The following is a 26,168-nucleotide window of genomic DNA, read 5'->3' on the forward strand; positions in this document are numbered from 1 at the left end:
ACCGCGGCCCAGCCGGCGCTCGGGCCCTGCCGCTCACCCGGCGCACTGCCGTCGCCCTCACCCTGGTCACCGCGGTTGGGCTGATGGCGTTCCTCTGGCCCCTGCTCGCCGAGTCCGGCGCCACGCTCACCGACGGCACCACCGCCCCGCTCGTCCTCGGCGTCGTGGTCCTGGCGGTCCTGGCCGTGCTGTTCGTCGGCCTCGCCGACGGTGGCATCGACGTCAAGGCCATCGCCGTCCTCGGCCTGCTGGCCGCGCTGGGCGCCGTGCTGCGCCCGCTCGCCGCCGGCACCGCGGGGGTGGAGACGGTATTCGTGACGATCATCCTGGGTGGGCGGGTGCTCGGGCCGGGCTTCGGGTTCGTGCTGGGCTCGACGACGATCTTCGCCTCCGCGCTCCTCACCGGCGGGGTCGGGCCGTGGCTGCCGTTCCAGATGCTCGGCGCATCCTGGGTGGGGCTCGGTGCCGGGCTGCTGCCCGGCCGGGCCCGCGGCGGCCGTGAACTGGCGGTGCTGGCGGCCTACGGCGCTGTGGCCTCGCTGGGGTACGGGCTGCTGATGAACCTGTCCTTCTGGCCCTTCCAGCTGGGCGGGGCCACCGCCCTGTCCTACGTCCCCGGCGCCGGGGTGGGTGAGAACCTGCACCGGTTCGTCCTCTACAGCGTGACGACCTCCCTCGGCTGGGACTTGGGCCGCGCGATCACCACCGCGGTGGGCGTCCTCGTGCTCGGCCGCCCCGTCCTGGCCACGCTGCGCCGGGCGGCGCGCCGCGCCCGGTTCGGCCCGCCGGCCGGTCCGGCCGAACCGGCTCGTCCCGCCGGGCCGTCCCGCCGGCCCGCCGCAGCGCCGGCCGTGCAGGAAGTAACACAATCTCCGCCGGAGCGAGGGCGGCGGCCCGACCTTTCCGCATGATCGCGTAGCCGCCGGAGGCTCGCGGAGGCAGATTGTGTTACTTCTCGCACGCCCCGGACGGGCGGACGCCCGACGTAGGCCGAGGCTCTCGGCCCGGGTCCCGGGCCCGGGACCCCGGGCCCGTGAGGCGGGCAGGCGGCACCGAGCCCGCGCCGCTACTCCGCCAGGAACACGTACCTGGCCACCAGCAGCGCGGCGACGACGTAGAGGATCGGGTGCACCTGGCGGCCGCGGCCGGTGAAGAGCTTGATGGCGCAGTAGGTGATGACGCCGAAGCTCACCCCGTTGGCGATGGAGAAGGTCAGCGGCATGGACAGGATCGTCAGGAATGCCGGCACCCCCTCGGAGATCTCGTCCCAGGCGATGTGCCGGATGCCCTCCATCATCATCGCGCCGACCAGGATGAGCGCCGGCGCGGTGGCCGCGCCCGGGACCGCGCCGGCGACCGGCCAGAGGAACATCGACGCCGCGAACAGCACCCCGGTGGTCGTGGACGTCAGCCCGGTGCGGCCGCCGTCCTCGATCCCGGCAGCGCTCTCCACGTACGCCGTCGTCGTCGAGGTGCCCATGAACGCGCCGAACATCGCGGCCAGGCCGTCCATGGAGAAGGTGGTCTTGGCGCGCGGCATGTCCCCGCGCTCGTCCAGGTACCCCGCGCGCTGGGCCAGCCCGGTCAGCGTGCCGGTGGCGTCGAAGAAGTCGACGAAGAAGAAGGTGAACACCACGCTGAGCAGGCCCAGCCCGAGCGCCCCGCCGACGTCCATCTGGCCGACCAGGTCCGCCGGCCAGATCGGGGCGGCGACCACCCCATTGGTGAACCCGGGGAAGGCCTGCAGCGCGCCGTCGGCGCCGCCGGGGTAGACCGGCACCCGGGTGAGGATGGCGATCAGGGAGGTGGCCAGGATGCCCCACAGGATGGCGCCCTTGACCCGCAGCTGGAGCAGCACGGCGGACAGCAGCAGGCCGACGACGGCGAGCCACCCGGTCGGCTCGGTCAGGGAGCCCAGGCCGACCAGGGTCGCCTCGTTGGTCACCACCAGGCCGGCGTTGCGCAGCCCGAGGAAGGCGAGGAAGGCGCCGATGCCGGCGGTGATGGCGAGCTTGAGGCTCATCGGGATGGCCATCACGATCGCCCGCCGGGCGCCGATCACGCTGAGCACCACGAACAGCAGGCCGGAGATGAACACCGCGCCGAGCGCCGTCTGCCACGGCACCCCCATGCCGGCGACGACGGTGTAGGAGAAGAACGCGTTCAGGCCCATCCCGGGGGCCTGCGCGAAGGGGTAGCGGGCGATCAGGCCCATGGCGAGGGAGCCGAAGCAGGCCGCGATCGCCGTCGTCATGAGGAGCTGGACGAAGGCGTTGGGGATGTCGATGGCGGTGGCGAGCACCTGGGGGTTGACGAAGAGGATGTAGCTCATCGTCAGGAACGTGGTGAAGCCGGCCCGCAGCTCGCGGGGCACCGTCGAGCCGGCGGCGGTGATGCCGAAGAACCGGTCGAGCGGGCCCGCGGCGGTGCGCCGCCGGGCGGGCGTGGTGCCGGTGTCGGTGCGCGTGCTCATCATGCCTCCAGGGGCGTCAGGGACGGGTCGGCGGGCTCGGGCTCCGGCGCGGGGGCCGGTCCGCGGACCTGCCGGCCGGCCACCCAGACGCGGTCGACGTCGGCGGGGGTGCCCAGGGTGAAGATCTTGGCGACGACGTCGGCCGCGTCCTTGGGGTGGCGCAGCGCGACCTCCAGCGTGCTGCCGGCGGTGGGCCGCAGCCACAGCGCGTCGAAGTCCTTGCCCACGCTCAGGTCCCCGACAGTGTCGGCCAGGTCGAGGGCGAGCGCGCCGGACCGGGTGGCCAGGTGCAGCAGGTCCGCCGGGGCGAGCGGGACGCCCGCCGGGCCGAGGAGGCGCTGGACGAAGTAGGCCTGCAGGCCGTCCTTGAGCAGGGAGAACCCGGTCCCGGCGCCGACGTCGGAGCCCAGCGCGACGTGCACGCCGGCGTCCAGGTGCGCCCGGAGCGGGAACAGGCCGCTGCCCAGGGAGCAGTTGGAGGAGGGGCAGTGCGCCACGCCCGCCCCGGACCCGGCCAGCACCGCCAGCTCGGCCGGGGTGGGGTGGACGTTGTGGGCGAAGACCGACCGGTCGGTGACCAGGCCGTGCCGGGCGTAGGTGTCGAGGTAGTCGCGGGCGTCCGGGAAGAGGCGGCGGACCTCGGCGACCTCGGCGGTGTTCTCGTTGAGGTGGGTGGTGAAGAGCACGCCGTCGTTGGCCAGCAGGGCGGCGCACGCCTCCAGCATCGCCTCGGTGGTGGACAGCGAGAACCGGGGGGTGACGGCGTAGCGGAGCCGGCCCCGGCCGTGCCAACGGTCGACCAGGTCCTGCCCGGCAGCGTGGGCGGCGTCGGGCGAGCGGAGCAGGTCCGGGCGCAGGCCGCGGTCGCTGACCACCAGGCCCGTGGTGAGCCGCAGGCCAACCGCCTCGGCCTCGCCGAGGAGGACGTCCACCGCCTCGGGGAAGTGCGAGCCGAAGACGAGCGCGGTCGTCGTCCCGGCGCGGACCAGGCCGGTGAGGAAGTCCCGGGCCACGCCACGGGCGTAGCCGGCGTCGGCCAGCCGCGCCTCCTCGGGCAGGGCGCACTCGCGCAGCCAGTCCAGCAGCGGCAGGCCGAGCCCGCCGATGACCCGGACCTGCGGGTAGTGCACGTGCGTGTCGACCAGGCCGGGCAGGACGACGCCGCCGCGCAGGTCCACCACGTCCACGCCGGGGTGGGCTGCGCGAAGGTCGGCGAACGGGCCGCGGGCGGTGATCACGCCGTCGGTGACGAGCAGGCCGCAGTCCTCCTCGGCGCGCAGCCCGGCCGGGTCGAGGAGCCGGCCCGGGGTGTCCAGGACGGTGCCTCGGTAGAGCGTCATGCCGGTGCCCCGGTCCGGGCGCGCGGGCACGCGGCGGGGTGAGGGGCGGCTGGGGCGTGATCGGCCCGAGGCGCGGCGTCGGCGCGCGGTGCGCCGCCGGCGTCCACCGGTGCCGCGCGGTAGTCGTCTGGCGGTGCGGCGTCGGCTTCCGCCGGTGCCGTGCGGTGGTCCGGCGGTGCCGGGTCGGCGGCGGCCCCCGGTGCGCCGTCGGCAGCCGGGCCGGAAGGGGCGTCCTGGAGGGTCTGGAGCAGGGCGGCGGCGACGCTGACGGCGATGGCGGCCGGGGCCTTGCCGGCCAGGCCGGGCAGCCCGATCGGGCAGGTGATGCGGGCGACGGCGGCCGGCGGGTGCCCGGCCTCGGCCAGCCGCTTGCGGAACCTGGCCCACTTGGCGCTGGAGCCGATGAGGCCGATGCTGCCCAGGTCCGCCCGGTGCAGCGCGGCGTCGCAGAGCACGAGGTCCTCGGCGTGGTCGTGCGTCATGATCACGACGTGGCTGCCCGGCGGCAGGTCGCGCAGCACCACCTCGGGGGCCGGGGCGTGGTGGAGGCGGACGTCGGCCGGGCCCTCGTCCAGGGCGGCGTCGCCGGCGCCGGCCAGCTGGTCGGCGCGGGAGTCGACCAGGTGCACCGCCAGCGGCAGCCGGGCCAGGATCCGGGCCAGCTCCAGGCCGACGTGCCCGGCGCCGAAGACGGCGACGCTCGCCCGGGCGGGCAGCGGCTCGAGCAGCACGCTGACCTCCCCGCCGCAGCACTGCCGCCCGTGCCGGGTGGTGACGTGCTCGTTGAGGGACATCTCCAGCGTCTCCGGCGCGCGGGCGCCGGTGGCGAGCAGCTGCCGCGCACGGTCCACCACCGTTGCCTCCAGGTTGCCGCCGCCGACGCTGTCCCAGGTGCGCGTCGCGTCGACGACCATCTTGGCACCGGCCTCCCGCGGCGCATGGCCGCGCACGCCGGTGACCGTGACGAGGACGCCGGCCCGGCCCTCGGCCCGCAGGTGCGCGGCGGCGCGCAGCCAGTCCACGTCAGCCCCGCGCGGTGGTGCGGGCCGGGGCGGTGCGGGCGGCCGCGGCGCCGCTGCCGACGGCGCCCGCGTCGGTCGTGCCCGCGCCGGTGTCGGTGGCCGCCCGGTCGCCGTCGTGGACGGGACCCGGGCGCCGGCGTGTCGGCCCGGCCGTCGAACGTCCGTTCCCGTAGGCTCATCCACAGGCGACGACGGCGCCGGGGTGTCCACCGCCCTCGGCGACCACGCCGTCGCCGTCGCCGGCCGCCCCGCCGTCCCGGGCGCCGTCGGCCGCCTGCCGGGCCGCGGTCAGCGCCCAGAACACCACCTCGGGGGTGGCCGGGCTGCCGAGCTCGACCACCCGGCCGGCCGGCCCGAATGCGGCGACCGCGGCGCGCAGCGCCTCCCGGACGCTGAAGGCAAGCATGAGCGGCGGCTCGCCGACCGCCTTGGAGCCGTAGACGACGCCGGACTCGGTGGCCCGCTCGAAGAGGTGGACGTGGAACTCCTCGGGCATCTCCGAGAAGCTCGGCAGCTTGTACGTGCTCGCCGCCTGGGTGGCGAGGCGGCCGCGGGCCGGGCCGTCGGCGAGGTCCCAGCGCAGCTCCTCCAGGGTCAGCCACCCGGTGCCCTGGACGAACCCGCCCTCGATCTGGCCCAGGTCGACCAGCGGGGAGAGGCTGTCCCCGACGTCGTGCACGATGTCGGTGCGCAGCAGCCGGTAGGCGCCGGTGAAGGCGTCCACCTCCACCTCCGAGGCGGCCGCGCCGTAGGCGAAGTACTTGAACGGCTCGCCCTGCATCCGGGCCGAGTCCCAGTGCAGGCCCTCGGTGCGGTAGTACCCGGCGGCGAAGAGCGGGACCCGCTGGGCGTAGGCGTCGCCCACCACGTCGGCGAAGGCCAGGTCCCGGTCCTCGAAGCCGATGCCGGTCACCCGGCCATCGACGAAGCGGACGTCGTCGGGGTGGATGCCCAGCCGGCGGGCGGCGACCTCGGCAAGCCGGTCCCGGACCTGCTCGCAGGCGTCCTTCACCGCCCCGCCGTTGAGGTCCGCGCCGGAGCTGGCGGCGGTGGCGGAGGTGTTCGGCACCTTGTCGGTGCGGGTCGGGGCCAGGCGGATCGCCGCGAGCGGCACGCCCAGCGCGGTGGCGGCCACCTGCCGCATCTTGGTGTGCAGGCCCTGGCCCATCTCGGTGCCGCCGTGGTTGATCAGCACCGAGCCGTCCTTGTACACGTGCACCAGCGCGCCGGCCTGGTTGAAGGCGGTGAGGTTGAAGGAGATCCCGAACTTCACCGGGGTCATCGCCAGCCCCCGCCGCAGGTGCGGGTGGGCGGCGTTGAACGCTTCGATCTCCCGCCGGCGCCGGGCGACGTCGGCCCGCTCGGCGAGCAGGTCCCAGATCGCGTGCAGCCGCTCGGCGTGCCGGACCGGCTGGCCGTACGGGGTGGCCTGGCCGGGGGCGTAGAAGTTGCGCCGGCGCAGCTCGGCGGGGTCCAGGCCGAGCAGCGGGGCGCACCGGCCGAGGATGTCCTCGATGACGAGCATGCCCTGCGGGCCGCCGAAGCCGCGGAAGGCGGTCTGGGAGGTCTTGTTGGTCCGGGCGATCCGGCCGTGGACCTCGACGTCGGGGACGAAGTAGGCGTTGTCGACGTGGCACAGGGCGCGGGTGAGGACGGGCTCGGACAGGTCCAGGCTCCACCCGCCGTCGGAGGTCAGGGTGGCCCGCAGCGCCAGCAGGTGCCCGGCGTCGTCGAAGCCGACCTCCCAGGTGGCGTGGAAGGGGTGCCGCTTGCCGGTCATGGTGATGTCCTGGGTCCGGTTGAGCCGGACCCGGACCGGGCGGCCGGTGCGGACCGCGCCGAGTGCGGCGACGGCGGCCAGGCCGTGCGGCTGCATCTCCTTGCCGCCGAACCCCCCGCCCATCCGCAGGCACTGCACGGTCACCTCGTGGCTGTGCAGGCCGAGGACGTGGGCGACGATCTCCTGGGTCTCGGTGGGGTGCTGGGTGGAGGACTGGACGAACACCTGCCCGGCCTCGTCCACCTGGGCCAGCGCGGCGTGGGTCTCCAGGTAGAAGTGCTCCTGCCCGCCGAGCTCGAGCTCGCCGGTGAACCGGTGGGCGGCGCGGGCCAGGGCCCCGGCGGCGTCGCCGCGGCCGACCGTGGGCCGGTAGTCCTGGAAGCTCTCCGCGGCGATGGCCTCGGCCAGGGTGAGCAGGGCGGGCAGCGGGGCGTACTCCACCTCCACCGCGGCGGCGCCCAGCCGGGCGGCCTCGAGGGACTCCGCCAGCACCCAGCACACCGCGTGGCCGTGGTAGGCGACCTCGGTGGGGAAGAGCGGCTCGTCGCCCTTGGTGCCGGCGTCGTTGACGCCGGGGACCTCGGCGGCGGTGAGCACGTCCACCACCCCGGGCACGGCGCGGGCCGGGTCGGTGCGCAGGGCGGTGACCCGGGCGTGGGCGTGCGGGGCCTGCACCGGCCAGGCGTGCAGCACCCCGGGGGCCCGGCCGATGAGGTCGTCGGTGTACAGGGCGGTGCCGGTGACGTGCAGGGCGGCGCTCTCGTGGGCCACCGCCTGCCCGACCACCGGGCTGACGGGCCGCTCGGCCAGGGATCTCATCGGGTCACCTCCAGGGCCGGGGCGGGCTGGGTCTGGGCGTAGAAGCGGAGCAGGGACTGCCCGAGCATGGCGCTGCGGTAGCGGGCGCTGGCGCGGTGGTCGTCCAGCGGGGTGCCCTCCCCGGCGAGGACGTCGGCGACGGCGGCCGCGGTCTCGGCGTCCCAGCGCCGGCCGGTCAGGGCGTCCTCGGTGGCGCGGGCCCGGAGCGGGGTGGCGGCCACCCCGCCCAGCCCGATCCGGACCCTGCCGACGGTGCCGCCGTCGAGCTCCATGGCGATGGCGACGGCGACCGAGGAGATGTCGTCGAAGCGGCGCTTGGCGATCTTGTAGAACGCGGCGGCCGGGGCGAGCGGGCGCGGGACGCCGACCGCGCGGATAAGCTCCCCGGGCCGACGGACGGTGCGGCGGTAGCCGGTGAAGTACTCGGCCAGCGGCACCTCCCGCTCGCCGTCCGCGCCGGCCAGCACGAGCGTCGCGTCCAGGGCGAGCAGGGCCGGGGCGGCGTCGCCGATCGGGGAGGCGGTGCCGAGGTTGCCGCCGAGGGTGGCGGCGTTGCGGATGAGGCGGGAGGCGAACTGGGGGAAGAGCTGGTCCAGCAGCGGGACCCGGCCGGCCAGGCCGCGCTCGACCTCGGAGAGGGTCAGCGCGGCGCCGATCTCGATGCGGTCCGGGCCGACGTCGAGGGTGCGCAGCTCCTCGAGCCGGTCGACGGCGAGCACCAGCGGGGGGCGGGCGTGGCGGATGTTGACCTCCACGCCCAGATCGGTGGCGCCGGCGAGGAGCTGGGCGTCTGGGCGGTCGGCGAGCAGGTCGAGCAGCTCGGCCAGGGTGGCCGGGCGGCGGAACTCGGCGGCCTCGGTGACCAGGTGGGTGGGCCGGGCCGGCGGCGCCGGCCGCTCCTGGCGGCGGGCGAGCGGGTCCGCCGGGCTGGGCGCGCCCAGGGCGTAGGCGGCGTCGCGGATGGGCCGGTAGCCGGTGCACCGGCACAGGTTGCCGCTGAGGGCGTGCAGGTCGAAGCCGTTGGGCCCGTGCTCGTGGTCGGCGGCGTGCTCCTCCCCGGCGACGGCGGTGCCGGTCTCCGAGTGGTCCGGCTGGATGTCGTCGGGGGCGGCGCCGTCGCGGGCGGTGCCGTCGGGCTGGGCATCGGCAGGCCGGGAGCCATCGTTGGCGGCCGCCGGCCCGGTGCGGCCGGGCCGGTAGTACTCCGCTGCCATCGAGCAGATGAAGCCGGGCGTGCAGTAGCCGCACTGGGAGCCGCCGCGGTCGGCCATCTCGCGCTGGACCGGGTGGAGGTCCTCCACCGCGCACGCCCCGGGCGCGGTGCCGAGGCCCTCGGCGGTGCGGATCTCCTGGCCGTCGAAGGCGAGCACCGGCGGCAGGCAGGCGTTCACCGCCGTCCACCTGGTGCGCTCCGGCCCGTCCGGCCGGGCGACGAGGACCGCGCAGGCCCCGCACTCCCCCTCGGCGCAGCCTTCCTTCGCACCGGTCAGGCCCTGGGCGCGCAACCAGTCCAGCAACCGGGTGTGCGGCGCTGCCGCGGCCGCGCGCACCTGGTCGTTGACCCTCACCTCGATGCGGTCCATGACACGCTCCCAGCGAGCCGTCCGGGCCGCGGCGCCCCACCCTCGGAGCGCTGACCACGGGCATGGTTGCGGGTGATCGCCCGGCCGCAGGTTATCCATGCGAACAACGACCGAGTGGGTAGGACGATAGTCCCGGCCGACCCCGGTGGCAAGAGGTTTTTGAAACTCTCATTCCGCATCGCGGAGTCGGGCTGGGCCAGTGGCCGATGTCTGTGGCCGTCCCGTGCCGGGAGGCCGGGGAAACCCGTTGACCAGGGGGTGCCGCGGGCGGACGCTTGCTGCCCATGACGCAGGCGGGAGGGGCGTGATCGTGGAGACCGACCTCGCAGCGCAGGGCCGGCGCGCCTACCGGGCGGTGGAGACCGGCGACCTCGGCGACGTCGCCGAGTACATCGCCCCCGCCTGGGTGAACCGGGAGGCAGCGGCCGAGCCGCCGACGGCGCGCGGCCGGGGGCCGGCGGCGTTTGCCGCGACCGTGCGGTGGCTGCAGACCGGCCTGTCTGACATCAGCATCCACGAGCGGGAGGTTGTGGTCGCCGGGTCCACGGTGGTCTCGGCCGCGACCCTGAGCGCCCGGCACACCGGCCCGATCGTGCTGCAGGCCGGCGACAAGATCCGGGTCGCGCCGCCGACCGGCCGCCGGTTCGCCGTCGAGCACGTGCACTGGACGGAGTTCGACGCCGAGGGACGAGCGGTGCGCCACTTCGCCCGCCGGGACGACCTCGGCCAGGTCACCCAGCTCGGCCTGCTGCCGCCGACGCCCGGGCAGCTCCTGCGCACGGTGCGCTGGGCGCTCACCGGGCGGTCGGCGGCGGCCCGGCGCGTCTTTCTCACCACTCCCGGCACCCTGCCGGTCGGCACCGGCGCCGCGGCGGGCCACCCACGCAGCACCTGACCCAGGCCCCTCACGCGGCTCGTCGTGCATCGTCACCCGGGAGAGCTCGTAGGTGTCGCCCCGCCCGACCAGGGCTGCCCGCTACCCTCCTGACCCCCCGTCTACGCGAGCAGACCAGCTGAGGCACGCGGTCCCGTTTCGCGAGCATCTTGACATGAGGCACCACGGACGGGGCGCTTGTACTTCTCGCGGGGCGGGTCAGCAGGTTTAGGGACCGACTCGGGCCGGATTTTCGGTGGGGTGGTTGCAGCCCTCTGGCTACCTGGCCACCTGGGCAGGGTCGTCGCGAAGCCGTGTGGCTTCGGTTCTACCTGTCGTGCTTCGCTCTACGCCGGCTCTGGGCAAGCCGCGCCACCTCGGCCTCTGCCTCGGCGAGGTCCGCTCGGGCCTCCTCGGCGCGGGCGGCTGCCCGGTCTCGGAGCTCCTCGGCGCCCGCCAGCTCGTCCCGCAGACGGTCCAGGTCGTGCTCGCGGGCGGCCACCTGGGCTCGCAGCTCGTCGAGCTCGGCGCGCAGCTGCAGGGCGCGGGCCTGCAGCGCCTGCAGGTGGTCGCCCGCCTCGGTCCGGCGCTTGTCCGCCTTCTCGGCGTAGGCCCGGCTCTCCGCCACCTCCTGCTCGGCTGCGGCGAGCGCGGCCCGGGCGGCCTCCTCCGCCCGGCGTCGCTCCTGCGCCGCCCGGGAGCCGCGGAGGGAGACCGGCGGCGGCACCGGCTCCTGCTCGATCACCGCCGGGACGGCGACGGCGCCGGTGAGGTCGACGCTCGTGCCGCGCACCGTCAGCCCGGTGACGAGCAGCCCGCTGCGCACGGCCTGCGCGGCGGCGGCGTCGGTCATCGCCGCGTGCAGCGTCTGCTCCACCTGCTCCACCGCCGGTTCCGAGAGCCGCTGGCCCAGCTCGGCGGCCAGGGCCTTGCCCTGCCGGGCGACGGCGGCGGTGAGCTGGCGCCTCTGCCGGGACAGGTCGCGGAGCTGGGCGGCGTCGAGATCCTCCTGGGCGCTGCGGAGCTGGGCGCCGAGGTCCAGCACCTCGCGCACCTGGTCACCGCGGTGCCGGACCATCATGTTCACCGTCCAGGCCGCCACGGAGGGCTTGGCCAGCCGCGCCACCGCCCGGGCGAGGTCGGGATCCTCCCGCTTCAGGGCGCGGGCCCGGGCGTTGCGGGCCGCGGTGAACTCCCCCGGCGGCAGGCCGTAGAGCTCCTCGGCCACCTCCGTCAGGTCCGCCACTGGTGCCTCATCCCGCTCTCCGGCCGGCTGCCCCGACGCTCATCGGCCCCGTCCCTCCGTCGCTTGCCCCGGTTTCTACCCCGCGCGCCGTTCCGGTCTTCGGCGAGTTTCGCCAGGCTAACCGGCCTTCCGGGGCTACGCGGGCTGACATTCTTCCCTACTGCAGGTCGACGAGGAAGCTGGTCTTCCGCCGCGACGTGCACGGGCGAACGGCACCGTGCGGATGCGGGTCAGGCGACCTGCCGGGACAGGAACTCGTTGAGCCGAGCGGAGAACTCCTGCGGAAGCTGTGTGTTCCACTCGTGGCCAGCGCCGGGGACGACCTGGAGCTCGGCGCCAGGGATCGCGGAGGCGAGCTGACGCGCGGCTGGCAGGTTGGGGCGGTCCTTGCTTCCGCACAGGACGAGCGTCGGGACGGCGATCCGGGGCAGCTCGGGCCGGAAGTCCGTTGCGCCGAGCACTCCCAGTACGTCGAGCAGAGTTTGCCGGCTCATACCCGGTGGGGCGACGAATCGCTCCGGGAGGATCCGCATGATCACGTTCTGGATGCCCATGAGCAGGCGGTTCGGATGCGCCTGTCCGGCGGAGAGCGTGAGCGAGGCTGTGCGCTCCGGGTAGTCGAGTGCGAACCGGGTGGCGACCATCGCCCCGAGTGACAGACCGCACAGATGCGCCGCTGCAATGCCGCGACGGTCGAGCTCATCCCCCAGCGAACGGGCGGCCTGGACCAAGGAGAACGGCACGTCGTCTGCGTCATGCAGACCGGAAATCGGCGGAGCGATGCCCTCCATGCCGGGAGGCAGGGCTTGCAGCTGCGCACCCCAGGAATCGGGACCGACGCCGAGGCCGTGCAGGAACACCACGATCCTTGCCGTCGTCTCGCTCACAGCTCCGATAGTAGGGACATGGCAGCGAGCTGAGCGGCAAGAACGCGTTCCTGATCAGTCAGGAGCATCCCGTGATCGACATCGACCCAGCTCGTCTGGGCTTTCCGCGCGTCCGCGCGTCCGCGCGAACGGGCCCAACCGGCACCTGCCCTGGGTGGCAAGGTCGGTGCCCTTGGGTCCGGGGGGCGGTGATCATCTGCACGGCGGTGACGCCCATCAACTCACCGGACGGGTTCCTGCGTCCGCGTCGAGGAGCCCGGCGAGCGCCCGGAGCCGGGCCTCGCAGCCGGTGACGATGTCGGCCACGATCTGCGCGGCCGGCCGGATCTCGGTGAAGGTGCCCACGACCTGGCCGACGAAGAATGACTCCAGCTCGCGGGCCCGTTCGTCCCCGCGCTCGGCGGCGGCGTCGATCCGCTCCCACGCCTCACGCACCAGCACGGACTGCCACGGCATCGGCAGGGGGCGGGGCGCGCCGGGCCGGTCCCACTCCGCCAGCCAGGCCGAGCGCAGCTGCCGGGCCGGCTTGCCGGTGCGGGTGGTGGAGATGGTGGTGTCGGTGCTGCGCGCGGCCAGCAGCTTGGCCTTGATGACGTCGCTGACCGGGTCCTCGTGGCTGGCCAACCACACCGACCCGGCCCAGCCGCCGGACGCGCCGAGGGCCAGGGCCGCGGCGAGCTGGCGGCCGGTGGCGATCCCGCCGGCCGCGAGCACCGGGACGTCGCCGGCGACGTCGACCACCTCCGGGGTGAGCACCATGGTGGCGACCGAGCCCGTGTGCCCGCCGCCCTCGGTGCCCTGGGCGACTAGCAGGTCGGCGCCGGCGGCGAGGTGCCGGCGGGCGTGCTCCGCGGTGCCGACCAGCCCGGCGACGGCGACGCCGGCCGCCCGGGCCCGGGTCACCAGCTGCGGCGGCGCCGTGCCCAGGGCGTTCGCCACGAGCGCGGGCCGGTGCGCGAAGGTGACGTCGAGCAGCCCGGCCACGGTCTCCGGCGCAGTGTGCGTCTGCAGGCTCAGGTCGATCCGGCCGGTACGGTCCAGCTCGCCGGTAAGCGGCGGGATGCCGTACCGATCCAGCAGCTCGGCGACGAAGGCGCGGTGCTCGTCCGGAACGCCGGCCGCCGTCGCCCCGGACCCGGATGCCGGTGGCCCCGTCCCGCCCGGCCCGTCCGTGGCGGCCGGCGGGCCGGCGGGGACCAGCAGGTCCACCCCGTAGGGCAGCCCGGCCAGCTGGTCCTCGATCCAGGTCAGCCGGGCGTCGAGCTGGTCCGGCGTGTACATGGTGGCGCCCAGGACGCCGAGCCCGCCGGCCCGGGAGACCTCGACCACCACCTCCGGTGAGCGGCTGAAGCCCGCGAGGGGATGCCGCGCGCCGACCATCTCGGTGAATGCCGTCCTCATGCCGCCTCCACGGTGAACAGCGCCTGACCGACCTCGACCTGGTCCCCCACGGCGACGTCCACCGTCACCGTGCCCGCGCGCGGCGCGGTCAGGGGCATCTCCATCTTCATCGCCTCGAGCACGCCGAGGACCTGCCCGGGCCGCACGGACTCCCCGGCCCGCACGCTCACCCCGCGGACCACCCCGGGCATCGGGGCCCGGACCGGTCCGTCCGGCGGGGCCGCGGCGGCCGCGGCGAGGGGGTCGGGCCGGGTCCAGGTCCGCGCCTCGCCCTCGTGGACCACGGTCACCCCTGCCGCGTCCACCTCTGCGGTGCAGAGGTGGGTGACGCCGTCGATCTCCAGGTGCAGCCACCCGGCCGGAGCAGAAAGCGGACGGACCCGCCGACGGCGGCCGGCGCGCTCGCCGTGCCCGCTCCCCCCGTCGGCGCGCTCCCCGTTCGTGCTCGCCCCAGGCCCGCTCGCCCCGGCGGCGTGCGCCCCGTCGGCAGGCTCCCCACCGCTGCGCTTCCCGTCGGGGCGCTCCCCGTCGCCGGTCGCCCCGCCGTCGGTCTCCATCACCAGCCCACCGGCCCGGTCCACCACGAGCTCGTACCGGCCGCCGTCGCCGTCGACCAGCGCGACCACCCGGGGCGCCGCCGGCCCGCCCAGCCGCCACCCGTCCCCGACGCCGAACGGGTGGCCCGGCCGGTCCCCCGGCCCTGGGCCGGCCAGCACCCAGGCGGCCACGCACCGGGCGACGTCGCCGCCGCCCGGCGGGAAGGGGTCGGGGTGCCGGCCGAGCCAGCCGGTGTCGATCTCGGCGTCGGCGAAGGCGGCCGAGGCCAGCAGGCGGCGCAGGAAGCCGGTGTTGGTGGTCAGCCCGACGACGGCGGTCGCGTCCAGGGCGGCCAGGAGCCGGCGGCGGGCGGCCTCGCGGGTGGGGCCGTGGGCGATGAGCTTGCCGAGCAGCGGGTCGTACCAGGGCCCCACCTCCTGGCCGTCCTCGAGCGCCGCCTCGACGCGGACGCCCTCGGGCCAGCGCACGGTCCGGGCCGTGCCGGCCTGCGGCAGGTGCTGGCGGTCCTCGGCGTAGACCCGCACCTCGATCGCGTGCCCGGTGGTCGTCACGTCATCCTGGGTCAGCGGCAGCGGCGCGCCCTGGGCGACGGCGAGCTGGAGGGCGACCAGGTCCAGCCCGGTCACCGCCTCGGTGACCGGGTGCTCGACCTGCAGCCGGGTGTTCATCTCCAGGAAGTAGGCCTCCTCGCCGGCGACGAGGAACTCCACGGTGCCCAGGCCGACGTAGCCGACGGCGCGGGCGAGCCGCACGGCGGCGTCGGTCAGCCGGGCCCGCAGCGCCGGCGAGATCGTCGGCGCGGGGGCCTCCTCGACGACCTTCTGGTACCGGCGCTGGACCGAGCAGTCCCGCTCGCCCAGGTGCAGGACGTGGCCGTGGGCGTCCGCCAGCACCTGGACCTCCACGTGCCGGCCGCGCGGGACGTACCGCTCGATGAGCACCCGGTCGTCGCCGAACGCGGCGGCGGCCTCCCGCCGGGCGGCCGCGAGCGCGGCGGGCAGGTCGGCCGCGGCGGTGACGACGCGCATCCCCTTCCCCCCGCCCCCGGCGGTGGCCTTGACGAGCAGCGGCAGGCCCACCTCAGCCGCGGCGCGGCGGGCGAGATCGGCGTCCTCGGCGTCCCCGCCGTCGCCGACGGCCGGCAGCACCGGCACCCCGGCCGCCCGGGCCACCTCCCGGGCCAGGTCCTTCCGGCCCATCCGGGCCACGACCTCGGCCGGCGGCCCGATCCAGACCAGGCCGGCCTCGGTGCACGCCCGGGCGAAGCCGGCGTCCTCGGCGAGGAACCCGTAGCCGGGGTGGACAGCGTCCGCGCCGGTGGCCCGGGCGGCGGCGAGCAGCGCCGGGACGGACAGGTAGGACTCGGCGGCCGGGGCCGGGCCGAGGCGGGCGGCGGCGTCGGCGGCCCGGACGTGCGGGGCGTGCGCGTCGGCGTCGGAGTACACCGCCACGGTCCGCAGGCCGGCGGCGCGCGCGGCGCGGATCACCCGCAGCGCGATCTCGCCGCGGTTGGCGACCAGGACGGTGGCGAACACGGTCACATCCGGAAGACGCCGTAGCCCGGCTCGGGCAGCGGGGCGTGCGCGGCGGCGGCCAGGCCCAGGCCGAGGACCCGGCGGGTGTCGGCCGGGTCGATCACGCCGTCGTCCCACAGCCGGGCGGTGGAGTAGTACGGCGAGCCCTGCCGCTCGTACTGCTCCCGGACCGGGGCGGTGAGGGCCTCCTCCTCGGCCGGGCCCCAGGCCTCGCCGCGGGCCCGGGCGCCCTCCGCGCGCACGGTGGCCAGGACCGCCGCGGCCTGCTCCCCGCCCATGACCGAGATGCGGGCGTTCGGCCACATCCACAGCTGGCGCGGGTCGAAGGCCCGCCCGCCCATCCCGTAGTTCCCGGCGCCGAAGGAGCCGCCGATGATCACGGTGAACTTCGGGACCACCGAGCAGGCGACGGCGGTGACGAGCTTGGCGCCGTCCTTGGCGATGCCGGCGTGCTCGTAGGCCTTGCCGACCATGAAGCCGCTGATGTTCTGCAGGAAGACCAGCGGCACCCCGCGCTGGTTGCACAGCTGGACGAAGTGCGCGCCCTTGAGCGCGGACTCCCCGAACAGGATCCCGTTGTTCGCGACGATCCCGACCGGGTAGCCCCAGATGCGGGCGAACCCGCACACCAGGGTCTCGGCGTAGCGGGCCTTGAACTCGTGCAGCCGGGAGCCGTCGACCACCCGGCGGATGACCTCCCGCACGTCGTAGGGGGTGCGCACGTCCGGCGGGACGACGTCGGCCAGCCCGGCCGGGTCCTCGGCGGGCTCCTCGGGCGCCTCCTGGTGCAGGGTGGCCGGGCGGGGCCGCTCGAGCGTGGCGACGGCGCCGCGCAGGACCGCCAGCGCCTCGCCGTCGTCCGCCGCGAGGTGGTCCACCACGCCGGAGGTGTGGGCGTGCACGTCCCCGCCGCCGAGCTCCTCGGCGGTGACCACCTCCCCGGTCGCGGCCCGGACCAGCGGCGGCCCGCCGAGGAAGATGGTGCCCTGCCCGCGGACGATGACGGTCTCGTCGGACATCGCCGGCACGTACGCCCCGCCGGCGGTGCACGAGCCGAGGACCGCGGCGAGCTGGGGGATCCCGCGGGCGGACAGGTGGGCCTGGTGGTAGAAGATCCGCCCGAAGTGGTCCCGGTCGGGGAAGACCTCGTCCTGCAGCGGCAGGTACGCCCCGCCGGAGTCGACCAGGTACAGGCAGGGCAGGTGGTTGGCCGCGGCCACCTCCTGGGCGCGCAGGTGCTTCTTGACGGTCATCGGGTAGTACGTGCCGCCCTTGACCGTGGCGTCGTTGGCGACGACGACGCACGGCCGGCCGGCGACCAGCCCGATCCCGGTGACCAGCCCGGCGGACGGCACCTCGCCGTCGTACATGTCCCAGGCGGCGAGCGCACCGAGCTCGAGGAAGGGGGAGCCGGGGTCGAGCAGGCGGTCGACCCGCTCGCGCACGAGCAGCTTGCCGCGGGCGACGTGCCGGGCCCGGGCCGCCGGCGGGCCGCCCTGGCGCACCAGGGCCAGCCGCTCGTGCAGCTCGGCGACGAGCTCGGCCAGGCTCGTGGTCCGCGACGCCGTCGTCGCCATGCCCACCTCCACGGGGACGGCCCCGCCGGGCGGGGACGCTGACGCCGCCGACGTTAGCAACCATTAACGTCCCCGTCTAGGATGCGGACATGCGCCAGCCGACCGTCCCGCCGCCGGCCGCAGAGACCGCGACCGTGGAGAGCGCGACCGTGGCGCCGGCCCCGGTCCTCGAGCCCGGCCCGGGCCGGCCGCGGCGGGACCAGATCCTCGACGCCGCGGCCGAGCTGTTCGCCCGCAGGGGCTTCCACGGGGTGCCGATCACCGAGCTCGGCGCGGCGGTGGGCATCTCCGGGCCGGGGCTCTACCGGCACTTCGCCAGCAAGGAGGCGGTGCTCGCCGAGATGCTCGTCGGGATCAGCGAGCGGCTGCTCGGCGGCGCCCGGGAGCGGCTCGCCGTCGCCGGCGACCCGGCGGACCGGCTGCGGGCGCTGGTCGACTGGCACGTGGAGTTCGCCCTGGACCACCCCACGCTGATCACCATCCAGTCCCGGGACCTGGACGCCCTGGCGGCGCCGGAGCGGCGCCGGGTGCGCCGGCTCCAGCGCGACTACGTGGAGATCTGGGTCGGCGCGGTCACCGCCGCCCGGCCGGGCACGGCGGAGACCACCGCCCGGTCGGCCGCGCACGCCGTCCTCGGCCTGATCAACTCCACCCCGCACAGCGCCGGCCCGTCCCGCCGGGCCACCGGCGAGCTGCTGCGCCAGATGGCCCTGGCCGCGCTGCTCGCCCCGCCGACGCTCGGGGGGACCTGACCCCGGCGTAGCCCGCACCCCGCGGGCACCGCCCTGCAGGACCCGGGCCGCCGGGGCCCGCGGGGCACGAGAGGAAGGAGAGCACCGTGGCTCATCCCGGTACCGGAGGCGGCACCGCCCGCGGTGACGCGCGCCCAGCAGCCGGCGATGCCCGGCCGTCCACCGGCGACGGTGCCCGCCCGGCCGCCGCGCCGACCGTCCCGCCGGCCGCGCCGGCCGGCCGCCCGCCGCTGCGCATCGCCAACGTCTCCGGGTTCTTCGGCGACCGGCTCAGCGCCGCCCGGGAGATGGTCGACGGCGGCGCCGTCGACGTCCTCACCGGGGACTGGCTCGCCGAGCTCACCATGGGGGTGCTCGCCCGCCAGCGCGCCCGGGACGAGGCCGCCGGCTACGCCGCCACCTTTGTCACCCAGCTCGCGGACGTGCTCGGCGACTGCCTGCGCCGCGGGATCCGGGTCGTCGCCAACGCCGGCGGCCTGAACCCCCACGGCTGCGCCGCGGCCGTGCGGCAGGTGGCGGAGCAGCAGGGGCTCACTGTGCGGGTCGCCGTCGTCGACGGCGACGACGTCACCGACGCCTTCGCCCGCGCCCGGGCCGCCGGCTGGGCCGCCCCGCACCTGGACTCCGGGGAGCCGTTCGCGGTGCTGGCCGCCGAGCCGGAGGTGGTCAACGCCTACCTGGGGTGCTGGGGCATCGTCGAGGCGCTCGCCGCCGGCGCCGACGTCGTGGTGACCGGCCGGGTGACCGACGCCGCCGTCGTGCTCGGCCCGGCGGCCTGGCACCACGGCTGGTCCGCCGCGGACCTGGACGCGCTGGCCGGCGGGGTCGTCGCCGGGCACGTCATCGAGTGCGGCGCCCAGGCCACCGGCGGCAACTTCGCCTTCTTCACCGAGGTCCCGGGCGCCGAGCGGGTGGGGTTCCCGCTGGCCGAGGTGTACGCGGACGGCTCGGCAGTCATCACCAAGCACCCCGGCACCGGGGGGATGGTGACGCCGGAGACGGTGGGCGCCCAGCTGCTGTACGAGGTGGACGGGCCGCGCTACCTCACCCCCGACGTGGTGGCCCACCTGGACACCGTCCGGGTGGAGGCGGCCGGCCCGGACCGGGTCCGGCTGAGCGGGGCGCGGGGCGAGCCGGCCCCGGCCACCGTCAAGGTGGGGGCGATCGTGCCGGCCGGGTGGCGCAACGCGGTGACGTTCGTGCTCACCGGCGGCGCGGTCGAGGCCAAGGCGGCCGCGGCGCAGGCCGCGCTGTGGGCGGTGGTGCCCGGCGGCCGGGAGGCCTTCGAGGAGGTGGCCGTCACGCTGCTGCGCGCCGACCGGCCCGACCCGGCCCGGATGAGCGAGGCCGTCGCGCTGCTCACGGTCACCGTCCGCGACCGGGACCGGGCGGCGGTGGCCGGCTTCGCCCGATCCGCGGTGGAGACGTGGCTGGCCGGCTACCCCGGCCTGTACTTCACCGGCCCGCCTGGGCCGGGCAGCGGCGCCACGATCTTCTGGCCCACCCTCATGCCCACCGCGGAGGTGCCCCAGCGGGTGAGCCTGAACGGGCGGCAGTGGTCGGTGCCCGCTCCGACGGTCGGTGACGGCGACGGCGGCAGTGTCGGCGACGGCGACGGCGGCCGGGGCTCACCCAGCCCGGGCTCGCCGGGCGGTCGTGCCGTCGATGGCAGCGCTGCTCCGGAGCCCCCGGCCGGGCCGGCCGGGCTGCCCGAGCTCGCCGAGCCGCCCGCGCTGACCGAACCCGCCGGACGGGCCGAGCCGGACCGCCCCCCCGCACCGGCCGGCGCCGCCACCCGCCGGGTCCCGCTCGGCACGGTCCTCGGCGCACGCTCGGGCGACAAGGGCGGCAACGCGACCCTCGGGGTGTGGGCCCGTAACGAGCGCACGCACGCCTGGCTGCGCACGTTTTGGACCGAGGACCGGGTACGCGCGCTGGTCCCCGAGGCGGCGGACCTGGAGCTGCGGCTGTGGGAGCTGCCCAACCTGCGGGCGGTCGGGGTGACCATCGTGGGGCTCCTCGGCCGCGGCGTCGGGACCAATCTGGGCCTGGACTCCCAGGCCAAGGGGCTCGGCGAGTACCTGCGCGCCAAGCACGCCGACGTCCCGGTCGACCTGCTGCCCGACGCTCCGGCCGACGCCGGCGCCACCGACCGCACCGACGCTTCCCTGCCCGGGCGGGGCGGCGCCGTCGACGGACCTGCCGTCGGCCCCGACCACCGGGCCGGGGCTGCGGCCCGCGACCGTGCCGGAGGCAACCATGCCGACGCCTGACGTCCGCCTGGCCGTCGCCGGTGGGGTCGCCACGCTCACCCTGGACTCCGCCCACAACCGCAACGCCCTGTCCCGGGCGCTGCGGCAGCGGCTCGCGGAGCAGCTCGCGCGGGCGCTGGCCGACGACGCCGTGCGGGTCCTCGTCCTCACCCACGCAGGCCCGGTGTTCTGCGCGGGCGCGGACCTGCGCGAGCCCGACGCCGCCCCCGCCCCCGGCGCCGAGCTCGAGGACCTGCTGCACACCCTGTGGTCGGTGCCCAAGCCGGTCGTGGCCCGCCTGGCCGGCACGGCCCGCGGCGGGGGCACCGGGCTGGTGGCGGCGGCCGACGTCGCGGTCGCCGCCGACACCGTCACCTTCGCCTTCCCCGAGGTGCGCCTGGGCGTGGTGCCGGCGCTGATCTCCGCCCCGCTGCGGCGCCGGGTCGCCCCGCGGGCGCTGCAGGAGCTCTTCCTCACCGGGGAGGTGTTCGATGCGCCGCGGGCGGCGGAGATCGGCCTGCTCACCGCCGTCGTCCCCGCCGAGGACCTGGACGCCGCGGTTGACCGGTACGTGCAGATGCTGCTGCGCGGCGCGCCCGCCGCCCTGGCGGCCACGAAGGAACTGCTCGCCGCTCCTCCGCCCGGCGGCCTGGCGCCTGAGCTCGCCGCCCTGGCCCGGCTCTCGGCCCGGCACTTCGCCTCGCCCGAGGCAGCGGAGGGCAGGCGGGCCTTCGCCGAGAAGCGCGCGCCGGCCTGGGCGGTCGATGGTCCGCCCACCGCCGGACCCGCCGCTCCCCCGCAGCCGCCCGAGCGGTGACAGCGGGGGGACGCCTGCCACAATCGGCAGGTGCTCCTCGCCCAGGTCGTCCAGACCTCCGCCGCGGTCGCGGCCACCCGCTCGCGCCTGGCCAAGCGGGACCTGCTCGCCGCCACGCTGCGCGCGGCCGGGCCGGAGGAGGTCGCCGTCGTCGCGGAGTTCCTCGCCGGCCGCCCCCGGCAGCGCCGCACCGGCGTGGGCTGGCGGTCCCTCACCGACCTGCCGACCCCGGCCCGGGCGGAGACCCTGACCCCGCTGGGCGTCGACGCCGAGCTGGCGCGGATCGGCGCGCTCACCGGTCCCGGCTCCCAGGCCACCCGCGCGACGGCGGTCCGGGCCCTGTTCGCGACGGCCACCGCCCCCGAGCAGCAGTTCCTCGCCGGGCTCCTGCTCGGGGAGCTGCGCCAGGGCGCGCTGGACTCCCTGCTCCTCGACGCCATCGCCGCCGCGGCCGAGGTCCCGCTCGCGGCCGTGCGCCGGGCGGCGATGTTCAGCGCGCTGTCCGGCCCGATCGCGCAGGCGGCGCTGACCGGCGGCGCCCAGGCGCTGACCGGGTTCCACCTCGTGGTCGGCCGGCCGGTGCGCCCGATGCTCGCCTCCGCCGCGCCGGACGTTGACGCGGCGCTGGCCAAGATCACGGGTGCGGCGGGGGCCACGGCGGTGGCCGACGGCGGTCTGGCCGACGGCGGTCCGATGGCCGACGGCGGGACGGCCAACGGCGGTCCGGCCGACGGCGGTCCGGTGGCCGATGGCGCTCCGCCCGCGGACGACGGCGGGCACGACCGACCAGCCGCGGCAGCGGTCGCCGTGGACGGGAAGATCGACGGCATCCGCATCCAGGTGCACCGCGCCGGGGAGCAGGTCACGGTCTTCACCCGCTCGCTCGACGACGTCACCGACCGGCTGCCCGAGGTCGTCGACACTGTCCGCGACCTCGCCGTGAACGCCGTCGTCCTGGACGGGGAGGCCATTGCCCTGGACGCCGAGGGCCGGCCGCGGGCCTTCCAGGAGACCGGGTCGCGCACGATGACCCGGGACGCCGCCACTGCTGGTGCCGAGGTGCCGCTGACCGCCTACTTCTTCGACCTGCTGCACCTGGACGGGCGGGACCTGCTCGATGCCCCCGCCAGCGAGCGGTTCGCCGCGCTGGCCGACGTCGTCCCGCCGTCGGCCCGGGTGCCACGCCGAGTGACCGCGGACCCGGCCCAGGTGCAGGACTTCTTCGCCGAGATGCTCGGCCGGGGCCACGAGGGGGTGGTGGTCAAGGACCTCACCGCGCCCTACGCCGCGGGGCGGCGGGGCGCGGCGTGGGTAAAGGTCAAGCCGCGACACACCCTGGACCTGGTGGTGCTCGCCGTGGAGTGGGGCAGCGGGCGGCGGCGCGGGCTGCTGTCCAACATCCACCTCGGGGCCCGGGACGGCGAGGGGTTCGTCATGCTCGGCAAGACGTTCAAGGGCATGACCGACGAGATGCTCGCCTGGCAGACCGAGCGTTTCCTCGCGCTGGAGACCGGCCGGGAGGGCCACGTCGTGCACGTGCGGCCGGAGCAGGTGGTCGAGGTCGCCTTCGACGGGGTGCAGCGGTCGAGTCGCTACCCGGGCGGCGTGGCACTGCGCTTCGCAAGAGTGCTCCGCTACCGACACGACAAGTCCCCAACAGAAGCAGACACCTTATCAATCATTCGGGCCTACCTTCCCACTACCAGCACAGACAACTTTAACGGGAGTAACAGTGCGCCTTAAGGCAATGCACCTCAAGGGATTTAAACGTTTCACGGACCTGTCAATCGAAGATGTTCCAGAGTCGGCGAAGCTAATCTTGCTCGCCGGACCGAACGGCTCAGGCAAGTCCTCAGTCTTTGACGGCTTGAAAACCTGGCACTGGGCAAATGGCGGCGGTGGCTACTGGTGGGAGGAAACATACGGAGCCAAGGTTGGCTCGGACCCAATCTACTGGGATGAACGAGTTCAGGTCATCTTCCACGACCCAGTACCAGATAGCGAGATCGCCCGGAAGAAGCTTGTATATGTAAGAAGTGCCTTTCGAAACGAAGCCGACTTCGAACTAAGCGGAATTTCCCGAATGGCGTCGCCACTGGAGCGGCCCGGAGTGGGAAGACTAATCGACACTGACGCAAGTGTGTCTGAAAACTACCAACGTCTGATCCTGCAAACGCTCGATGGCGTTTACAGAGATGAGCTGCCGGAAGATATGACGCGCGTCCAACTCCGCGATCGAATCATTGGTAGGGTACGGGACGCCTTAGCACAAGTTTTCCGTGACTTGCAGCTTGACGGAGTCGGAGGCGTCACGGTCGGGGAAGACTCACTGGGGACATTCTACTTCTCTAAGGGCTCGTCGAAGCGTTTTCTATACAAGAACCTGTCAGCAGGCGAAAAGGCATGCTTCGATCTCATACTGGATGCGGTCATCAAGGCAGAGTACTTCAATGATTCGATTTGGTGCATTGACGAGCCTGAGACTCATTTAAACACAAGGATCCAGAGCGCTTTGCTAGAGACCCTGGTCTCTTTGGTTCCAGACAACTCCCAGTTACTCCTCGCGAGCCATAGCATCGGATTCATGCGGAAGGCTTGGGAGATGGCGAAGAAGTCGCCCGGTCAAGTCGTTTTTCTCGACATGGAGGGCATCGACTTCGACAAATCTGCATCTATCCGCCCAGTACGGCCGTCACGCGACTTTTGGGCAAAGACCTTGGAGGTCGCCCTCGGGGACTTGGCTAATCTGGTGGCGCCCGAGCGTATAGTCCTTTGCGAGGGAAGGCCACCAAGGGAGGCTGACAACGGCAACTCTGAGTTCGATGCGAAGTGCTACAGGAGAATCTTCGCCAGCGAATACCCAGAGACAGATTTTCTCTCAGTGGGTAGCAGCAGGGACGTGACCCACGATCGGCTAGACGCTGGGAAGACTATTCAGACGATCGCCACCGGTACAATTCTTATTCGCGTCATTGATCGTGATTTACGCAATGCAGATGAAGTCGCAGCACAGAGAGCGCGCGGAGTAAGAGTTCTCAACCGTCGCAACATAGAGGCCTACCTGCTGGATGACGAGGTTCTCGCGGCACTCTGCCGGGAAGTCGAGCAGATAGATAGGGCGCCAGAGCTGGTCCGCCTGCGGGACGCCTTGATGCAAGCGTCCGTCCAACGCGGGAATGATCCAGACGATTTCAAAAAGGTTGCTGAGGAGTTCTACCGTGGAGCACGTAAGGAGTTGATGCTCTCAAGCTCAGGTAGTTCTTGGGCAGCCTTCGCAAGCGCAACCCTCGCGCCGTTGATTAAACCTGGGATGGTGGTTTACGAGGATCTGAAGGAGAGTATCTTTGGAGGTTGACACGGTGGTGTTCTAGAACTACCCGGTCCATCACTGTTCCTATCGAATCGGTTCTTTTTCGAATTCTCGGATTCGAGCAGCACGTTCAACGGCTGAGACGAGATGCTCGCCTGGCAGACCGAGCGGTTCCTCGCGCTGGAGACCGGCCGGGAGGGTCACGTCGTGCACGTGCGGCCGGAGCAGGTGGTCGAGGTCGCCTTCGACGGGGTGCAGCGCTCGCCGCGCTACCCCGCCGGGATGGCGCTGCGGTTCGCCCGGGTGCTGCGGTACCGGTCGGACAAGACCGCTGACGAGGCGGACACGGTGGCGACCGTCCGGGCGCTGATGGGGGCTGAGAGACGGCCCCGCCGTCGCGCCGGGCCGCGGTCACGCCAGGCGGCCGTGCCCGGACGGCGGTCAAGCCTGGCGGTCGGCCGCCTGGGCGCGGAGCCGTGCCTCCTCGGCACGGACCTTGGCCTGGGTGGCGCGCTCGGCCTCCAGCCAGGCCGGCATCTCGGCCAGCAGCGCCCTGATCTGCTCGGTGGTCAGCGGCTCGGTAACGCCGGCCCGCGCCAGGCCGGAGGCGGACACGCCCAGGCGGCGGGCGACCTCGCCCCGCGGGTGCGGGCCGTGGCGGCGCAGCTCCGCGAGCCAGGCGGGCGGGTGGGCCTGCAGCTCGTCCAGCTCCTCCCGGCTGACCGGACCGGCCCGGAACTCCGCCGGGGTCGCGGACAGCAGCACGCCGAGCTTCTTCGCGGCGGTCTGCGGCTTCATGGTCTGGGACATGCGTGCGGCCATCGGACCAGCGTAGGGCGCGGCCGGGGCGAGGAGCTGCCGTAGCCTCGGCCGGGTGGGCGACGGTGAGGGACGGACACCGGGGGCGGAGCCGTTCCGGATCCGGTTCGTCCCCGGCGTCACGCCGGACAGGTGGCTGCGCACCTGGGCCCGGCGCATGCCCGGCAGCCCGCTGGAGGCCGCGCCGGTGACGACCGCCGAGCAGGTCGCGGTGCTGCGCTCCGGCGAGGCGTCGATGTCCCTGGTCCGCCTGCCGGTGGACCGGGCCGGCCTGCACGTCATCCCCCTCTACCGCGAGGTGCCGGTGGTGGTGGCCGCCAAGGAGCACCCGGTCGCTGCCTTCGAGGAGGTCGACGTCGCCGACCTGGCCGAGGAGCACCTGCTGCAGGACCCGGCCGACGTGCCGGAGTGGCGGGCGGTGGCCCGCGAGGTCCGCGACGGCGGCCGGGCGCCGGTGGCGCCGATGAGCGTGCCGGCGGCGGTCGAGGTGGCCGCGTCCGGCGCGGGGATCCTCATCCTGCCGATGTCGCTGGCCCGGCTGCACCACCGCCGGGACGTCGTCCACCGGCCGGTGACCGGCGTCGCCCCGTCCGAGGTGGGCCTGGCCTGGCTGGCCGGCAACGAGGACCCGCGGGTGGAGACGTTCGTCGGCATCGTCCGCGGGCGGACCGAGCGCAGCTCGCGGGGCAACCAGCCGCCGTCGCCCGCCGCCACCGGGACGACGGCGGGTCGGGAGCAGGCCGCGACGGCGGGTCGGGAGCAGGCCGGCCGGGCGCCCGCCCGGAGGGCACGGCCGGGACGAGCAGGTCGGCCGGGCGGGCGGGGCGGGCACGGACGAAGGCGCCCCCGCTGAGCCGGCGACGGCTGCCCCGAACGGCCGGTCGTCGGGGTCGCCGGCGCCCGGGTCACGGCCGAGATCCTCGGTGGCCCCGAACGTGGTCCGGGTGTGCGTCGGGGTCTACGGCGTCGCCGGTCTCGGTGCGGCCGCCCCCTACGTTGATGCGGATGCGCACGCGGACGCGGGGAGGTTGGTGACACGAGCATGGTGGGGTGGTTGGGTTCGCCGGACGGGATGAGAGCACACCCGCGGGTGTCACCCTGGCGGACGCTGCTCCGACGTTCG

The 26,168-nt window shown here is 74.8% G+C and carries 19 protein-coding genes and 1 pseudogene; 9 read left to right on the forward strand and 11 right to left on the reverse strand.

Annotated elements, in window-relative coordinates; all coding sequences use genetic code 11:
- Positions 1–83: 83 nt before the first annotated feature.
- Positions 84–911 (forward strand): ECF transporter S component, encoded by an 828-nt coding sequence (locus MF406_RS11890; RefSeq protein ID WP_242893806.1) that lies wholly within the window; start codon positions 84–86, stop codon positions 909–911.
- Positions 912–1,066: 155 nt separating this feature from the next.
- Here the strand turns inward: MF406_RS11890 and MF406_RS11895 are convergent, their stop codons facing one another.
- The 5 genes from MF406_RS11895 to MF406_RS11915 form a co-directional block, all read right to left on the reverse strand.
- Positions 1,067–2,473 (reverse strand): NCS2 family permease, encoded by a 1,407-nt coding sequence (locus tag MF406_RS11895; protein ID WP_242893809.1) that lies wholly within the window; start codon positions 2,471–2,473, stop codon positions 1,067–1,069.
- Positions 2,473–3,813: a guanine deaminase gene (guaD, locus tag MF406_RS11900; protein ID WP_242893812.1), complete on the reverse strand. Its 1,341-nt coding sequence runs from the start codon at positions 3,811–3,813 to the stop codon at positions 2,473–2,475. Before guaD ends, MF406_RS11895 begins: the two co-directional genes overlap by 1 nt.
- On the reverse strand, positions 3,810–4,835 hold the full coding sequence (gene xdhC, locus MF406_RS11905; RefSeq protein WP_371744478.1) for a xanthine dehydrogenase accessory protein XdhC: 1,026 nt from the start codon (positions 4,833–4,835) through the stop codon (positions 3,810–3,812). The genes guaD and xdhC overlap by 4 nt, the downstream gene beginning before the upstream one ends.
- A gap of 175 nt (positions 4,836–5,010) precedes the next feature.
- Complete coding sequence (xdhB, locus tag MF406_RS11910; RefSeq protein WP_242893814.1) at positions 5,011–7,434, reverse strand: xanthine dehydrogenase molybdopterin binding subunit; 2,424 nt, start codon at positions 7,432–7,434, stop codon at positions 5,011–5,013.
- A complete protein-coding gene (locus tag MF406_RS11915; protein ID WP_242893817.1) occupies positions 7,431–9,017 on the reverse strand; it encodes a xanthine dehydrogenase small subunit in 1,587 nt (528 codons plus the stop codon). Before MF406_RS11915 ends, xdhB begins: the two co-directional genes overlap by 4 nt.
- Before the next feature lie 310 nt (positions 9,018–9,327).
- On the opposite strand from MF406_RS11915, the gene MF406_RS11920 reads away from it, so the two are divergent.
- On the forward strand, positions 9,328–9,912 hold the full coding sequence (locus MF406_RS11920) for an ester cyclase (RefSeq protein ID WP_242893820.1): 585 nt from the start codon (positions 9,328–9,330) through the stop codon (positions 9,910–9,912).
- Between the two features lie 307 nt (positions 9,913–10,219).
- Here MF406_RS11920 and MF406_RS11925 read toward each other — a convergent pair whose 3' ends face one another.
- The 5 genes from MF406_RS11925 to MF406_RS11945 all read right to left on the reverse strand — a co-directional run bounded on the left by MF406_RS11925 (position 10,220) and on the right by MF406_RS11945 (position 17,095).
- Complete coding sequence (locus MF406_RS11925; RefSeq protein ID WP_242893823.1) at positions 10,220–11,137, reverse strand: hypothetical protein; 918 nt, start codon at positions 11,135–11,137, stop codon at positions 10,220–10,222.
- A gap of 230 nt (positions 11,138–11,367) precedes the next feature.
- Positions 11,368–12,024 carry an alpha/beta fold hydrolase gene (locus MF406_RS11930; RefSeq protein ID WP_242893826.1) on the reverse strand — a complete coding sequence of 219 codons (657 nt, stop codon included), beginning with the start codon at positions 12,022–12,024 and terminating at the stop codon, positions 11,368–11,370.
- Between the two features lie 216 nt (positions 12,025–12,240).
- Positions 12,241–13,425, reverse strand: a complete 1,185-nt coding sequence (locus MF406_RS11935) for a nitronate monooxygenase family protein (protein ID WP_242893829.1) — start codon at positions 13,423–13,425, stop codon at positions 12,241–12,243.
- Complete coding sequence (locus tag MF406_RS11940) at positions 13,422–15,518, reverse strand: biotin carboxylase N-terminal domain-containing protein (RefSeq protein WP_371744479.1); 2,097 nt, start codon at positions 15,516–15,518, stop codon at positions 13,422–13,424. The genes MF406_RS11935 and MF406_RS11940 overlap by 4 nt, the downstream gene beginning before the upstream one ends.
- 2 nt (positions 15,519–15,520) lie before the next feature.
- Positions 15,521–17,095, reverse strand: a complete 1,575-nt coding sequence (locus MF406_RS11945) for a carboxyl transferase domain-containing protein (RefSeq protein WP_242893835.1) — start codon at positions 17,093–17,095, stop codon at positions 15,521–15,523.
- 89 nt (positions 17,096–17,184) lie between these two features.
- Between MF406_RS11945 and MF406_RS11950 the strand changes: the two genes are divergently transcribed.
- The 6 genes and pseudogenes from MF406_RS11950 to MF406_RS11975 form a co-directional block, all read left to right on the forward strand.
- Positions 17,185–17,847 (forward strand): TetR/AcrR family transcriptional regulator, encoded by a 663-nt coding sequence (locus tag MF406_RS11950; protein WP_242893837.1) that lies wholly within the window; start codon positions 17,185–17,187, stop codon positions 17,845–17,847.
- Positions 17,848–17,933: 86 nt separating this feature from the next.
- Entirely contained in the window at positions 17,934–20,120 is a 2,187-nt protein-coding gene (locus tag MF406_RS11955) for an acyclic terpene utilization AtuA family protein (RefSeq protein ID WP_242893839.1), read from the forward strand.
- Positions 20,107–20,916, forward strand: a complete 810-nt coding sequence (locus tag MF406_RS11960) for an enoyl-CoA hydratase-related protein (protein ID WP_242893842.1) — start codon at positions 20,107–20,109, stop codon at positions 20,914–20,916. The genes MF406_RS11955 and MF406_RS11960 overlap by 14 nt, the downstream gene beginning before the upstream one ends.
- A gap of 30 nt (positions 20,917–20,946) precedes the next feature.
- Entirely contained in the window at positions 20,947–22,659 is a 1,713-nt protein-coding gene (locus MF406_RS11965; protein WP_242893845.1) for an ATP-dependent DNA ligase, read from the forward strand.
- Complete coding sequence (locus MF406_RS11970; RefSeq protein ID WP_242893848.1) at positions 22,649–24,271, forward strand: AAA family ATPase; 1,623 nt, start codon at positions 22,649–22,651, stop codon at positions 24,269–24,271. Before MF406_RS11965 ends, MF406_RS11970 begins: the two co-directional genes overlap by 11 nt.
- A 96-nt stretch (positions 24,272–24,367) precedes the next feature.
- Positions 24,368–24,601 (forward strand): annotated as a pseudogene (locus MF406_RS11975) (ATP-dependent DNA ligase); the annotation flags it as partial.
- A 66-nt stretch (positions 24,602–24,667) separates the two neighbouring features.
- On the opposite strand, the gene MF406_RS11980 reads toward MF406_RS11975, so the two are convergent.
- The gene (locus MF406_RS11980; protein ID WP_242893862.1) at positions 24,668–25,048 is read right to left on the reverse strand and encodes a DUF5997 family protein; all 381 of its coding nucleotides are present in this window, start codon (positions 25,046–25,048) and stop codon (positions 24,668–24,670) included.
- 52 nt (positions 25,049–25,100) lie between these two features.
- Here MF406_RS11980 and MF406_RS11985 point away from each other — a divergent pair, with 52 nt between their 5' ends.
- Positions 25,101–25,898: a LysR family substrate-binding domain-containing protein gene (locus tag MF406_RS11985; protein WP_242893864.1), complete on the forward strand. Its 798-nt coding sequence runs from the start codon at positions 25,101–25,103 to the stop codon at positions 25,896–25,898.
- Positions 25,899–26,168: the final 270 nt, after the last annotated feature.

It is taken from the genome of Georgenia sp. TF02-10 (genome assembly GCF_022759505.1).
Lineage (GTDB): Bacteria > Actinomycetota > Actinomycetes > Actinomycetales > Actinomycetaceae > TF02-10.

Bases quoted from the DNA above. Each gene is read 5' to 3' on its own strand.
- MF406_RS11980 (WP_242893862.1), bottom strand. From the start codon at position 25,048: ATGGCCGCACGCATGTCCCAGACCATGAAGCCGCAGACCGCCGCGAAG.
- MF406_RS11890 (WP_242893806.1), top strand. From the start codon at position 84: ATGGCGTTCCTCTGGCCCCTGCTCGCCGAGTCCGGCGCCACGCTCACC.
- xdhB (WP_242893814.1), bottom strand. From the start codon at position 7,434: ATGAGATCCCTGGCCGAGCGGCCCGTCAGCCCGGTGGTCGGGCAGGCG.
- MF406_RS11945 (WP_242893835.1), bottom strand. From the start codon at position 17,095: ATGGCGACGACGGCGTCGCGGACCACGAGCCTGGCCGAGCTCGTCGCC.
- MF406_RS11960 (WP_242893842.1), top strand. From the start codon at position 20,107: ATGCCGACGCCTGACGTCCGCCTGGCCGTCGCCGGTGGGGTCGCCACG.
- MF406_RS11915 (WP_242893817.1), bottom strand. From the start codon at position 9,017: ATGGACCGCATCGAGGTGAGGGTCAACGACCAGGTGCGCGCGGCCGCG.
- MF406_RS11895 (WP_242893809.1), bottom strand. From the start codon at position 2,473: ATGAGCACGCGCACCGACACCGGCACCACGCCCGCCCGGCGGCGCACC.
- guaD (WP_242893812.1), bottom strand. From the start codon at position 3,813: ATGACGCTCTACCGAGGCACCGTCCTGGACACCCCGGGCCGGCTCCTC.
- MF406_RS11950 (WP_242893837.1), top strand. From the start codon at position 17,185: ATGCGCCAGCCGACCGTCCCGCCGCCGGCCGCAGAGACCGCGACCGTG.
- MF406_RS11935 (WP_242893829.1), bottom strand. From the start codon at position 13,425: ATGAGGACGGCATTCACCGAGATGGTCGGCGCGCGGCATCCCCTCGCG.